This window comes from Polaromonas sp., assembly GCF_012927485.1.
Lineage (GTDB): Bacteria > Pseudomonadota > Gammaproteobacteria > Burkholderiales > Burkholderiaceae_C > Polaromonas.
In genome coordinates, this window is the sequence record NZ_JABBPC010000009.1 from 122,309 (window position 1) to 135,839 (window position 13,531).

Sequence of the window (13,531 nt, forward strand, 5' to 3'; positions counted from 1 at the left end):
AAATTCACAAGCTTGGCAGAAAAGTGGAGTGAGAAAATGTCATAAAAACTATGAACCCGAGCGGCGAGGCTTTTTCCCCAGCTTGCGGCCAGGATTGCTGGCTGATTTTTTGACTGCCGCCTTGAGCGCCTGAATTGGTGGCTTGGACGTTCTGTCAGTCCCTGTGCTGCGGCTACCGGAATGTAACTCCGAACGTTTTCCAGCGCTCTTGCCGCTCACTTTTCCGGCCCCCTTAGCGCCGCCGTGGCGCGGCGCGCCCCGTTCTTGCTCCGGCAGTGTCGCCGCATGGCCACCGCTCTTGTCCTTCATGGCGCGGCCCACCAACTCTTCGCCTTCGTGCACCAGACGAAAGTCTATTTTTCGGCCATCGAGGTCGACGCGACTGACCTGTACCCTGACTCTTGTTCCAATCGCGTAGCGCAGGCCAGAGCGCTCGCCGCGTAATTCCTGCCTGGCTTCGTCAAAGCGGAAATACTCGCTGCCGAGTTCGGTAATGTGTACCAGGCCTTCCACATACATCGCGTCAAGCGTCACAAAAATACCGAAACCGGTTGCGGCGGTTACGACGCCGCCAAATTCCTCGCCCAAATGCTCGCGCATGTATTTGCACTTGAGCCAGGCCTCGACGTCGCGACTGGCTTCGTCGGCGCGGCGCTCATTGGCACTGCAATGTAAGCCAGCCGCCTGCCACGCCATTTCATCGGCACTGATCTTGACGGGTTTTTCAGTCGGTGCCTTGACCCTTGCGGCGAGGCGTTTGGAGAGCTTGGCCTCGGCCTCGCCCGGCGTCGGCAACGTGGGCAACTGGTATTTAGTCTTGTTTAAGACCGCCTTGATGACACGGTGCACCAGCAAGTCTGGATAACGGCGGATTGGGCTTGTGAAGTGGGTGTAAGCCTCATAGGACAAACCGAAATGTCCACTATTCAGGGGCGTGTAAATGGCCTGTTGCATCGAGCGCAGCAGCATCGAGTGGATTTGAGTCGCATCGGGTCGGTCTTTGGTCGCCAGGGCAATTTGCTGGAATTCACCCGGCGTCGGGTCGTCACTGATCGTCATGCCCACACCCACGGCCTTGAGGTAGTTGCGCAGCATGTCCTTTTTCTCGGGCGTGGGACCTTCGTGCACGCGGAACAGCCCAATATGCTTGCTCTGCGCGATGAAATCGGCCGAGCAGACGTTGGCCGCCAGCATGGCTTCCTCAATCAGCCGGTGTGCTACGTTGCGAGTGCGCGGTACGATTTTTTCAATGTGTCCCGCCTCATCACAAACGATTTGGGTTTCGATGGTTTCGAAATCGACGGCACCACGGACCCCTCGCTCTTTGAGCAAGGCTTGGTACACATCGTGCAGATCCATTAAGTGCGGCACCAGCGTCTTGCGCTGTGCCGCTTCAGGGCCGCGCGTGTTGGTCAGAATGGCGGCCACTTCGGTGTAGGTGAAGCGGGCCTGGCTCAACATCACGGCGGGGTAGAACTGGTAAGCGTGAACTTCCCCCTTTGCATTCACCAACATGTCGCACACCATGCAAAGACGCTCCACATTGGGATTGAGCGAGCACAGGCCGTTGGACAGCTTTTCAGGCAGCATAGGAATCACGCGACGCGGAAAATACACGCTGGTGGCCCGGTCATAGGCGTCGATGTCGATCGCGCTGCCCGTTTCCACATAGTGGCTCACATCCGCAATGGCCACCAGCAGGCGCCAGCCCTTGCCGCGGCCCACTTTGGCAGGCTCGCAGTAAACGGCATCGTCAAAGTCGCGGGCGTCTTCGCCATCGATGGTGACCAGAGGAATATCGGTCAGATCAACGCGGTGCTTTTTGTCGGCAGGTCGCACCGAGTCCGGCAACGTGCGGGCCAAGGCCAGTGCGGCATCGGTAAATTCATGCGGCACGCCGTATTTACGGACGGCAATTTCAATTTCCATGCCCGGATCGTCCAACTCGCCCAGCACCTCCGTGACGCGGCCGACAGGTTGCCCGAACAGCGCGGGAGGTTCGGTCAGTTGAACCACCACCACCTGTCCAGTCTTCGCTAAACCGGTAGCACTTTTAGGAATCAGTACATCCTGTCCGTAGCGCTTGTCTTCGGGGGCGACCAGCCAGACGCCGCTTTCCTGCAGCAGTCGGCCGATGATCGGGCCAGAGGAGCGCTCGATGATTTCGGTAACGCGCCCTTCTGGCCGATTTTTGCGGTCGTGCCGCACAACACGCACTTTGACGCGATCCTTGTGCAGCACTGCGCGCATTTCGTTGGGAGGAAGGTAAATGTCGGCCTCTCCGTCATCTCGCAGAACGAAGCCATGGCCGTCGCGATGACCAGAAACGGTTCCCTCAAATTCAGCGAGGAGTCCGGCTGATGCGCCGGGAGTTTGATGATTTGTTTTGATAAAAAGTCTCTTTTTGTTAGGTGCCGCTAGCAACCGTCTGGTGAACTGCGGACTTGAATAATGGAATTGGCCATCTGGTGATCAGTTTTGTATTAGTTGCCAAACCAGATACTAGCCGCGATTTGTGAAAAACTGCAGCGTCCGTCGGCGAATGGCGTGGTGCCGGCAAGATTTTTCGAGGCTTCGCTGATTGCCCTCGCCCCTTACATTCCTGTGACACCCAATCTCCCGAGAAAATGAAATATTTCTGGACTGCGATTCGTTAAGCTAAAGACGTGATGGTAAACTTCCCGCTGTGCCCGGGTGGCGGAATTGGTAGACGCGCACGGTTCAGGTCCGTGTATCGCAAGATGTGGAGATTCGAGTTCTCTCCCGGGCACCAAAATTAATTAGCCTACTGAATAAAATCAGGAAAGTTAACGCAAAAAATGCCACCATCGTCTGGTGGCTTTTTTTTCGTCCGGAATTTCTCGTATGCTTTGCCCCGGCAGAATTCGGTCTCGTTACCAAGTTTTAATCCGGCAAATCAAATCGGAACAGCAATCAAGTCATGGCCTTGAGCTCCGACAATGCGGGCCTTCGTAAATTCGCCAACCTTCAGCGTTTTACTGATTTTCTCGGGCGGCAGCAGTTTGACCACGCCATCAATCTCGGGCGCATCAGCGTAAGAACGGCCTATCGCGCCTTTTCGGCCCAGGGCCGGCGCAGAGTCCACCAACACTTGCATGATCGCACCCACACGGTGCTGCAACTTCTTGCTGGATACCGCTTCAGCAACCGCCATGAAACGCGCTCGCCGATCTTCCCGCACTTCCAGCGGCAGCATGCCAGGAATCAGGTTGGCGGTTGCGCCTTCCACCGCGCTGTAGGCGAAACAGCCTGCCCGATCAATTTTGGCCTCGCGCAAAAAATCAAGTAAATGTTCGAATTCGGATTCGGTTTCACCGGGAAAGCCTGCAATAAAGGTGCTGCGAATGACGATCTCTGGGCATAGGTCGCGCCAGCGCCCAATCCGTTCCAGGTTCTTCTCGCCACTGGCTGGCCGTTTCATACGCTTTAGAACGTCGGGATGACTGTGTTGAAAGGGCACGTCCAAATAGGGCAAAACCTTTCCTGTCGCCATCAGCGGCAGCACCTCGTCCACGCTGGGATAGGGATACACGTAGTGCAAACGCACCCACGCGCCAAAGGGCTCGGCGATATCGCCGAGTGCCTGGACCAGCTCCAACATACGGGTTTTGATCGGCTTACCCTCCCAGAAGCCGGTGCGATATTTCACATCGACGCCGTAGGCCGAGGTGTCTTGGCTGATCACCAGCAATTCTTTCACGCCGCCTTCAAACAACGCGCGCGCTTCGTTCAGCACATCGCCGATAGGCCGCGACACCAAGTCACCGCGCATGGACGGAATAATGCAGAAGGTACAGCGATGGTTGCAGCCTTCGCTGATCTTCAGGTAGGCATAGTGTCGGGGCGTGAGCTTGATGCCGGCAATACCAAAGGAATTGGGTACTAGATCAACAAACGGATGGTGCGGCTTGGGAAGATTCGAGTGCACCGCATCCATGACTTCCTGCGTGGCGTGGGGGCCGGTCACCGCCAGCACACTCGGGTGCATCCGGCGCACCAGATTATTACCGTCATCACTCACCTTGGCCCCCAAACAGCCGGTGACGATGACCTTGCCGTTTGTAGCCAAGGCCTCACCAATGGTGTCCAGACTTTCCCGGACGGCGTCGTCAATGAAGCCGCAGGTATTGACGATCACCAGGTCTGCGCCTTCGAAAGTTTTGGAGGTCTCGTAGCCTTCAGCGCTGAGTTGTGTCAGGATCAACTCGGAGTCGGTCAGCGCCTTGGGGCAACCCAAACTGACGAAACCGACGCGTGGAGCTGGCTTGATACCGGGAGCAGGAATCGGGGGAAAAGGGGTGGGGGAAATAACTTCGCTCATAAACTCTATTGTCTCAGAGCAGGCCGTACCACCAGCGAAAGTCCCTGAACACACCCTGGATTGTCGTCAGGAAACAAATCACGAGTTAACGTCAGCGCTTCAACCCGAAAGCCGACAACATCTGCTCATTCTGCTTCTGCATTTGTTCCTGCAACTGGGTAAAAACGTCTTTGGATTGCTCGACATAGTTGCCCATCATGCCCTGCATCATGGGGGACTTCGCGTTCATAAACTGAGCCCACATTTCGGGGCTGAGCCCCTTTGACTGCTCAGCCATTTTGAGCTGCAGATCCATAAACGTCTGAACGTTTTTTTCAAGATAGGCGCCCATGAAGCCCTGCATCGCGTTACCGTAAAAACGGATAATGTTCCCCAACACCGCTTCGGTGAACATGGGAGCTCCGCCGGCCTCTTCTTCGAGAATGATCTGCAGCAGAATGCTTCGCGTGAGGTCTTCGTTGGTTTTGGCATCGCGCACGACAAACTGCGCGCTGTCCATTACCAGTTGACGGACATCGGTCAGCGTGATGTAGGTCGAAGTTTCGGTATCGTACAACCGCCGGTTCGGATATTTCTTGATGACGCGGATCGTCCCCTCTTTGCTTTTCCTGGCGCTGGGAATGTCTCCGGTAGCGGCGCTGGCCGGCGATGGTGATTCAGCCAATTTCTGGCTAGTAGATTTGCTTTTCTGCATAAATTTGCCCTGTGAATGACGACTTGCGGCGACACGCAGAAGTTCGGCACATTCTAGGAAGTTTGTATGTACGCAATTTCCCTGATTTTCCCTGTGCGATAAGCTGCTGAGCACAAAGTGCGGCATCAAAAACAAGGAACGTCTGCAAAGAAATTGGTAGGCGCGATTGGACTCGAACCAACGACCCCCACCATGTCAAGGTGGTGCTCTAACCAGCTGAGCTACGCGCCTAAATACTGTTCGATCCTAATATTGTAGCAGGGCAAACCCACGGTCCAGCCCTGCTGTCAGAAATGCCCAAAAATAAACGCGCTATCCGTCACCGTCTTCGAGCTGATCGCACCCCGGGCACCTCAGCCACGATGCTCAGCACCTGTTTGAGACGGCTTGATTGCGCCACCTCCACCGTGAAGGTCATCCTGGCGGTGCCTCCCCGATTATCCTTGACCGACTGGGTCTGCACACCGATCACGTTCATCTTCTCCTTGGTGAACACCTCAGAAATGTCGCGCAGCAAGCCCTGCCGGTCCGCAGCTTCCACGGCCACATCGACCGGATAAACGGAGCCGTCCGGCGTTTTGGAGGAGTTCCATTCGACTTCAATTACACGGTCAGGGCTTCCGCTGGCCATGTTGCGAAAATTACTGCAGTCGCTGCGATGAATGCTGACGCCCCGTCCCTTGGTCACAAAACCGAGAATGTCGTCAGGTGGCGCGGGTTTGCAGCACTTTGCCAACTGCGTTAACAAGGAGTCAACGCCCACCACCAGCACGCTCCCCTTACCGCGCTGGCCGGATCTGCCGGGCTGATGGGGTTTTCTGGCCACCACGTAGCTGTCTTGCACCGTCACTGGCTCCGGCGGTCTGAGCAGGTTTTCGATAGTGCGCAGGGACAACTCATCTTTACCCACTACTTCAAACAAGTCGTCGGCTGCTTTGAAACCCAGTTGAAGCGCTAACGCATCCAGCTTCATGGCGGTTTTGCCTTCGCGCTGCAGAAGCTTTTCAACGGCTTCTCGACCTTTTGCGACGGTTTGGGCCATGGCCAATGTGTTGAACCACGCACGCACTTTTGATTTCGCCCTATGGCTCGACAGAAAGCCCAACTCCGGGTTAAGCCAGTCACGAGAAGGCCCCCCCTCTTTGACCGTGATCACTTCAACCGTCTGACCGTTTTGCAACGGTGTATTCAGCGGCACCATGACGCCGTCAATTCGGGCTCCGCGGCAGCGGTGGCCCAGACTGGTGTGCACGCTGTAGGCAAAATCCACGGTTGTGGCGCCTTGGGGCAATTCCACAATAGCGGCATCGGGCGTCAGCACATAAATGCGGTCTTCAAACAAGCCTTGCTTGTCATCCCGCGCGCGCTGTGCAGCGGGACCTGAGAGGTCACGCTCCCATGCCAGCAATTGCCGCAGGACAGCGATCTTGACGTCGTATTCGCTGCTGGCCGACACACCGCTGTAGCCCTTGGTGCCAGCCTCTTTATAGGCCCAATGGGCCGCGACGCCATTTTCCGCATAGTCGTGCATGGCTTGCGTGCGTATTTGGATTTCAACCGCCCTGCCCGCCTCGTCACGGACCACGGTATGCAAAGACTGATACCCATTGGTTTTTGGCTTGGCAATATAGTCGTCAAATTCACCGTCAACTGGGATAAATCGCGAGTGAACGAACCCCAAAGCCGCATAGCAGCCGTTTACATCCGCCGCAATCACGCGCAAGGCTCGAATGTCAAACACCTGGTCAAAGTCAAGCGACTTGCCACGCATTTTTTTGACAATGCTGTAAATGTGTTTGGGTCTACCCTGCACCAGCGCGGCGATTCCCGCCTGATTCAGCTCGCCCTCAAGCTGTGCACGCAGGGCCTCCATGAATCCTTCGCGTTCTACCCGTTTTTGATCGAGCAATCGGGCTGTTTTTCGGTAGGTATCGGGTTCAAGAAAACGGAAAGACAAGTCTTCCATTTCCCATTTGATCTGCCAGATACCCAATCGGTTGGCCAATGGCGCAAAAACGTGCAGCGATTCGTAAGCCAAAGCGGCCGGGGCCACTTGCTTGGTCGCCGCATAGTGGCGCAAAGTCTGCAGGCGAGAGGCCAGCCGCAGCATGACCACCCGCAAATCGCGCGAAAAAGCCAGCAGCATCTTGCGGACGTTCTCAGTCTGCGCAGCGGGGTCTTCCAGCAGCTGCGCTTTGGGATCTGCGGTACGCGCCTGGCGCTGCACCTGAACCAGCTTGGTCGTTTCTATCGCAAGTGCTGCATAGTTGGCTCCAAAGGCTTTAGCAATCACGTCCTGCGGCCGCTGAAGGTGCTGGCACGAATGGACCAGATACGTCGCGGCCTGCATGGCTTCCGAACCACCGACCGACTTGAGAATGGCCGCCACCGCATCGGCATGTGCCAAGATATTTTCGCCGGTATCCAACGTTTCGCTGGCGATCAGCGGCTCGGCAAAAGCGCGGGCTCGTGCCAACGCATTCGGCTGATCCTGGAGGCTGTCAGCCGTGGCCGTCACGATGGTGGCGGGGATTCCGTGAAAGGCCGTTGGGCCATGAGGCTCAACGATATTATTTTTCATGAAAACTTGATAAAAATTTGACCTGCGATCAAGCATCAATCCAACAAGAATCTCGTGACAACCTCAACCTGGTCTTTCGCAATCAGGGTTGGCGCATGTCCGACCCCTTCAAACTCCACCAGACGGGCATGCGGGCCTCGTTTCGTCATCGCGTGAGCTGTCTCGGGACTGAGCAAATCGGACAACGCGCCCCGGGTGAGCAGTGTCTGGGTTCTGATAGTGTCGTAAAGCCCCCAGAGCGCGACTTCGTCCTGCTGCGTTGAAATTTCAGTGGTCAACTGAAACGGCACGGCAATCGCGGGGTCGTAATGCAGTCGCAACGGACTGTCGGTTGCGGCTGAAACCGGCTTGAGCATGGGGCGTGACAGCGCCAACCACTGTTCTGGCGTGTGGGGGCCAAAACTTTTAGAAATGACCCACATCGCGTCGGCTGCCGCCTGCACCGTGCTGAAATGGCCCGCCTGTCCAAGGTAAGCCCCAATCCGCACAATCGCTTGCCACTGCAGGGCTGGTCCGACGTCATTCAACACCAGCCGACGCACCGGTACGGGAAGCGGAAGGTCAGGCTGGCCGCAAACCAGCAGGCCAATCAGCCCGCCCATGCTGGTACCCACCCAGTCCAGCGTCACGACAGGAGATCGCGCATGCAGCTGGGCCAGTAAAACCACCATGTCTGCCGCATAGGCCGGTATCTGATAGCCCATGGGATCTTTCAGCCAGTCACTCGCCCCACGGCCCACCACATCGGGACAGATCACGCGAATGCCGCCCGGGCGATCAACCAACTGCGCAGCTTGCTCACATAAGGCCCGGGCGAGCACGTCAAAATCCCGCCCTTGCCGAGTCAGTCCATGCACGCACAGCACAACGTGTTCGGCATTTGGCTGGCCCCACTGCCAATAGGCCATGCGATGACCGGCTGCGGCATCGGGGCAGGAGACGTAATTCAGGCTAGGTTCAATCATGGTGCAGACAGTCAGGACAGAGAGGTTGATAAGGCTTGATAATTACTTCAGCAAATTTTGCGTCGCCTATCCGCGTAACGCTGCTCAAATCACAAGTCAACCATCGTAAATCATCCGGAGAAACATATGCTCAAAGGTAAAACGGCTCTTGTCACAGGCTCCACCAGCGGCATCGGCCTGGGAATTGCCAAGGCCCTGGCCGCCCAAGGGGCGAACATCGTTCTAAATGGGTTCGGGGACGTTGACGGGCCGAAAGCCCAGATTGCCGCGTTGGGCGTCGAAGTGGCGTATCACGGTGCCGACATGAGCAAGCCCGCTGACATTGAAGACATGATGAAGTTTGCCGCCGCCAAATTTAGCCGGGTCGATATTCTGGTCAATAACGCAGGCATCCAGCACGTGGCCCGAATCGAAAATTTTCCAGTTGAAAAATGGGATGCCATCATCGCCATCAACCTGAGCAGTGCCTTTCATGCCACCCGTTTGGCGCTACCCGCCATGCAAGCTGCCGACAGTGGAAAGGGATGGGGCCGGATCATAAACATCGCTTCGGCTCACGGCCTGGTCGGTTCTCCGGAAAAGTCGGCCTATGTCGCTGCCAAGCACGGTATCGTAGGGCTGACCAAAGTCACAGCCCTGGAAAACGCCACCTCGGGTATCACCTGCAACGCCATCTGTCCGGGTTGGGTGCTAACCCCATTGGTGCAAAAGCAGGTCGATGCAAAGGCTGCCGAGGGCGGCATTTCCAATGAAGAGGCGATGCAGCATTTGCTGGGCGAAAAAGAGCCTTCCCTGCAATTCACCACACCGGAAGAGCTCGGTGCGTTGGCCGTGTTTTTCTGCTCGCCGGCTGGCAACAATGTGCGCGGCGTCGCCTGGAATATGGATGGTGGCTGGGTCGCTCAATAAGCAAGATTTTTAATACGCTTTAAAACAGTCGGCAGACCCACACGTTGATTGCGATCAGAGTAGTTCGCTTTGGCGATTCGATCGCAGCCAGGTGAATTGATTCAAATCCATCTGGCACTGCACCGCTTGCAACCAAAAGTCCTAGGTTGGTGAAATTTTTCTCACCGCCTAAATCCATTCAGCCGGCAGCCCTGGATAGCCAACCTCGAAACGCTCAAAGCGGTCGCGGATCGGTATCAAGCAGCAACTCGACCAGTCCATGCAGCGTGGCTTTCAGGGCGCCAAAACCCGATGTCAACTTAAGCGTCGCTTCATTCATATAGAGCTTGCGGTTGATTTCCAGCTGAAGGCTGTGCCGATGCAGCGCGGGGTTGCCGTAACGTCGTACCAACTCCACGCCCTTGTAAGGATGGTTGTAGGAAACGCTGTAACCTCGTTCGCTCAAATACCGGCACACCAGTTTGGACAGCGCAGGACTCGCTGTGCTGCCGTCTCTGTCGCCCACCACGAAGTCCGCATGCACCTCTCCCGGAAAATCGGTCGCACTGCTCGCCGCTATGGCAGGCATGGAGTGGCAGTTCACGTGGATGCAATAGCCCTTCTTCTGGTGCGCTGAGGCAATGGCCTGCGCCACTGCCGCGTGGTAGGGCCTCCAGCATCGATCGATGCGCGCCTGAACCTCTTTTACCGAAAGCTTGCGCGCATAAATGGGGATGCCTTCGTCGGTGCTTCGCCAAATCAAACCCTTACCCAAACGAACCTTGGAAAGTGCTTTTGGGTCTGCCTCAACCGGCTCAGGCCAAAACGCGTCGAGCAGCGTGACATCCAACTCCGTCGTGTTGCGGTTGACGTCAAGATAGCTGCGAGGAAAGTGCGCCTCGATCCAGTGCACGCCCAAGGTCTGGGCGAAGTCGTAGAGCTTTTCGACATGGGTGTCTTCAGCCCGGCGCAGAGGCATCAGCTCGCACGCATACAAAAAATCTGCTGGGTAGGTGGTTCCGCTGTGAGGAGAGTCGAGCACCAGTGCACAGCTTCCTGGCAAATGGGTAATAAACGGCATGACCCAACTTTAGCAGCCAGCCTTCAGGCGAGCCCTATCAACCGCTCTTGGCAACTAGCCGCGTGGCGAATTAAAACTCAGCGCGCGCCATGCAAGTGGCTTGTAAAGTTCTATCTGTCCTACAAACATTGACTTTGCCAACTCACAAATGCAGGCACACAGCCCATTTATATTTTAGAAAGGAAACCGAATGCGCAGTTTTCTCTCCCACCGGAGTTGAATCATTTTTCTAAGGCCTTAACCATGCAATTATTTACTCGAACTTTTTCCACCATGGCAGTCGCCATGGCCGCGCTGGCAGTCGGTACAAGCGTCCAGGCTCAAAGCAGCGATTACTCACTGTACGCACCCGGCTCAGGGTACATTGGTTTGAATGCGGGCCAATCCAATTTTTCACTCGACAACGGTGCGGGCGGGTTTTCTTCAGACAAGAGAGACTCGGCCTATAACATTTACGGCGGCAGCTACTTCAATAACAATTTTGGCCTGGAATTGGGTTATACCAACTTCGGCAGGGTGTCCCGTGCTGGCGGTACCACCAAAGCCGAAGGCATCAATCTAAGTTTGGTTGGCAAATTGCCGCTCAGTTCATCGTTCAACTTGCTGGGTAAATTAGGCACGACCTACGGCAGAACCAACGTGTCGTCAGCACCCGCATCGGGAGTCGGGTCCGGTAGCGAAACCGGCTTCGGCGTTTCGTACGGTCTGGGCGCTGAATATCTATTCACCCCCAACTGGTCGGCAGTCCTGCAATACGACGAGCATGACCTGAAATTCCCGAATAGTGGCCGCAACCGCATTAGCGCAACCACCCTGGGTGCTCGCTATCGGTTCTAACAAAAACATTATTTGAGTTCAAGCAGTACTTTGAGCAAGCTGCTAACGTCAAGCCTGCAGACCTGTTAAGGTCTGCAGGCTTTTTTTGCACGAGAAACCGTTTTTCTCATCACTAAAAAATTAAGCCAGGCCTGTCCACTCCCTTACAAGCTTCCGGGCTATTTCATTCAAAAGCGCGTCAACGCCTTAAGCTTGCGCGGGGCGCCGCCTTGGCCCTGCAGCCACCTGCCAGGTTTTTGCAGCAGAACCCAAGTCGCCGTGCTTGATTAAACGGCTCAGTTTCTGAGTCCCGTTTTTTGGATGCTTCTCAAGCCATTCAAAATAACGTCGAAAATACACTCCACTTCTAAATTTCAGCGCGAAAACTGCACCATGAGTCTCCAAAAATCAGTCAAGGAACGTTTTTTCCATGCCCTCGGATTCGAGATCTTGGCTATCGGTATTTGTGCGCCTGCGGGTGCCTGGTTGCTAGGCTATCCGCTACTGCACATCGGTCTGTTAACACTGATGATTTCTCTGATCGCAATGGTCTGGAATATGGTGTTCAACGCCCTCTTCGACCGGGCACAGCGCCGCATGGGCTTCAAACGGACGCTGTTAGCGCGGGGCGTACATGCTGTGTTGTTCGAAGTGGGTCTGATCATGGCCGTGGTGCCGCTGGCCGCTTGGTGGCTGAACATCGGTCTTTGGGAGGCCTTTGTGCTGGACATCGGTATCGCACTCTTCTTCCTGCCCTATAGCTTCGCTTTCAACTGGACCTACGACCATGTGCGCGAGGCGATAGTTGCTCGCCGACGCAACTCCGTAACTGCTTGAGGCCGTTTTGCCAAGGCGTTACTTCATTTGAACTGAACCGCTGACGTTCACCACCACCGTGCTCTTGCCGGCTTCCACCGAAATTGGCGAATCTGACGTTCCCACCTTTGCCTGCATGGCCATCAAGCGTGGACGCGGCGTGTACCCCTGGTCGCTGGAGTTGATGGAGACCTCGCGCAAAGCGTAGCCGCCAAAACCAAAGCTTTTGGCGATTTCGCCCGCTTTGGACTTGAAGTGCTCAATCGCCTCGGTTTGTGCGTCGCCCTCCACCTTGGCGCGTCGCTCTCGACTCAGGGCAAAACTGACACTCCCCATGGTGAGGGTCTGAATCTTTCCGGCCGTACTGGTGATACGTGGAAAATCCTTGCCTTCCAGAACCAATTCGGTAGAACCGCTCCAACCATTGATCTTGCCGTCTTTTCCAAAGCGCGGGTTGAGACTGAAGTTGCCAGTTCGTACCTCCATCTGACTGGGCACTGCGGCTTGCTTAGCTTGGGCCAGCGCGGCATCGAGCGCCTGCTTAAGCTGTGTCTGGACGCTGCTCGCGTCGGCGCCGTCGCGCGTGGTGTTCATCGATATTGAAATTAAATCTTGCTGCACTTCCACCGTTCCGCTGGCTGAGAGCTGTGCCACATTCTGCAGCGATTCACGCTGTGCAGACTGCGCAAATACCCCTGTCACGCAAGCCAACAGGGCAGAAGCTGCTATTAGTTTTGTAGTACGCATTGAATTATTTACCTTTCAGGTGGTGAAAAAGCAATAGAAACAGGAAAAAAATTCCCTGGCGACGCGGCGTAAAGGAAAGCCGGCGCGGTACCTTGCATTTTGCTTGCTATCCGGCCGCAACAAGTCGGGGGTCTATTCAACACGGCTATCGCGTTGGTGATACCGCCTCTAAGCCGAACGCGGTTTATTGACGTTGATTAATAGGTACGCAAGGAAAAGACGCATCAAATACCAGCACTTGACCAAAAAAATCAGTCTTACCGATAGACCTGTCAAGTCATCCACCTTCAACATGTCGGGCGAAATGCTGACGCGCTACGGAAAATTCCAAGTTGCCCCGGCGAACATCCGTCGCGACACAACCGCATGGATACACACGTCGGCCAGGGCAATCGGGCGAGAAAGTGATTATTTTTGACGTTCTCATAGGTGGATTATTTTGACTTTTAAGAGAGAGTTCGTCTCAGAAAAGTACCCACTCTTCAATGGGCGACTAAGCCTTTTTAGAACAACGTTTTGAGACTTAAGTAACGCCAATAAGCCTTTAGGTTTACCATCTGCATGTAATAGAAACTTTTGTAATAGTGTGTCAAGGTGACTA

The 13,531-nt window shown here is 55.4% G+C and carries 10 protein-coding genes and 2 tRNA genes; 4 read left to right on the plus strand and 8 right to left on the minus strand.

The annotated features are described in order from the left end of the window. Window positions 1-48: 48 nt before the first annotated feature. A complete protein-coding gene (rnr, locus tag HHJ16_RS03180; RefSeq protein WP_293640555.1) occupies window positions 49-2,424 on the minus strand; it encodes a ribonuclease R in 2,376 nt (791 codons plus the stop codon). A 264-nt stretch (window positions 2,425-2,688) separates the two neighbouring features. Here rnr and HHJ16_RS03185 point away from each other — a divergent pair. Beyond that, window positions 2,689-2,773: transfer RNA gene (locus tag HHJ16_RS03185), tRNA-Leu, on the plus strand. A 144-nt stretch (window positions 2,774-2,917) separates the two neighbouring features. On the opposite strand, the gene rimO is transcribed toward HHJ16_RS03185, so the two are convergent. From rimO to HHJ16_RS03210, 5 genes are all read right to left on the minus strand, one after another. Next, window positions 2,918-4,342 carry a 30S ribosomal protein S12 methylthiotransferase RimO gene (rimO, locus tag HHJ16_RS03190; RefSeq protein ID WP_293640557.1) on the minus strand — a complete coding sequence of 475 codons (1,425 nt, stop codon included), beginning with the start codon at window positions 4,340-4,342 and terminating at the stop codon, window positions 2,918-2,920. Window positions 4,343-4,433: 91 nt separating this feature from the next. Beyond that, a complete protein-coding gene (gene phaR, locus HHJ16_RS03195) occupies window positions 4,434-5,036 on the minus strand; it encodes a polyhydroxyalkanoate synthesis repressor PhaR (protein WP_293640784.1) in 603 nt (200 codons plus the stop codon). Between the two features lie 154 nt (window positions 5,037-5,190). Further along, a tRNA-Val gene (locus tag HHJ16_RS03200) sits at window positions 5,191-5,267 on the minus strand. 88 nt (window positions 5,268-5,355) lie between these two features. Next, window positions 5,356-7,617, minus strand: coding sequence for a bifunctional (p)ppGpp synthetase/guanosine-3',5'-bis(diphosphate) 3'-pyrophosphohydrolase (locus HHJ16_RS03205; RefSeq protein ID WP_293640558.1), 2,262 nt, complete (start codon window positions 7,615-7,617; stop codon window positions 5,356-5,358). Window positions 7,618-7,652: 35 nt separating this feature from the next. Then, window positions 7,653-8,582 carry an alpha/beta hydrolase gene (locus tag HHJ16_RS03210; protein ID WP_293640559.1) on the minus strand — a complete coding sequence of 310 codons (930 nt, stop codon included), beginning with the start codon at window positions 8,580-8,582 and terminating at the stop codon, window positions 7,653-7,655. Window positions 8,583-8,708: 126 nt separating this feature from the next. On the opposite strand from HHJ16_RS03210, the gene HHJ16_RS03215 reads away from it, so the two are divergent. Next, window positions 8,709-9,491, plus strand: a complete 783-nt coding sequence (locus HHJ16_RS03215) for a 3-hydroxybutyrate dehydrogenase (RefSeq protein WP_293640561.1) — start codon at window positions 8,709-8,711, stop codon at window positions 9,489-9,491. 214 nt (window positions 9,492-9,705) lie between these two features. Here HHJ16_RS03215 and HHJ16_RS03220 read toward each other — a convergent pair whose 3' ends face one another. Further along, window positions 9,706-10,551: an N-formylglutamate amidohydrolase gene (locus HHJ16_RS03220; protein WP_293640562.1), complete on the minus strand. Its 846-nt coding sequence runs from the start codon at window positions 10,549-10,551 to the stop codon at window positions 9,706-9,708. Window positions 10,552-10,794: 243 nt separating this feature from the next. On the opposite strand from HHJ16_RS03220, the gene HHJ16_RS03225 reads away from it, so the two are divergent. Both HHJ16_RS03225 and HHJ16_RS03230 read left to right on the plus strand, forming a co-directional pair. Next, window positions 10,795-11,388, plus strand: a complete 594-nt coding sequence (locus tag HHJ16_RS03225; RefSeq protein WP_293640563.1) for an outer membrane beta-barrel protein — start codon at window positions 10,795-10,797, stop codon at window positions 11,386-11,388. A gap of 372 nt (window positions 11,389-11,760) precedes the next feature. Further along, window positions 11,761-12,204, plus strand: coding sequence for a multidrug/biocide efflux PACE transporter (locus HHJ16_RS03230; protein WP_293640564.1), 444 nt, complete (start codon window positions 11,761-11,763; stop codon window positions 12,202-12,204). Window positions 12,205-12,222: 18 nt separating this feature from the next. Here the strand turns inward: HHJ16_RS03230 and HHJ16_RS03235 are convergent, their stop codons facing one another. Then, window positions 12,223-12,930, minus strand: coding sequence for an SIMPL domain-containing protein (locus HHJ16_RS03235; protein WP_293640565.1), 708 nt, complete (start codon window positions 12,928-12,930; stop codon window positions 12,223-12,225). Window positions 12,931-13,531 lie beyond the last annotated feature (601 nt).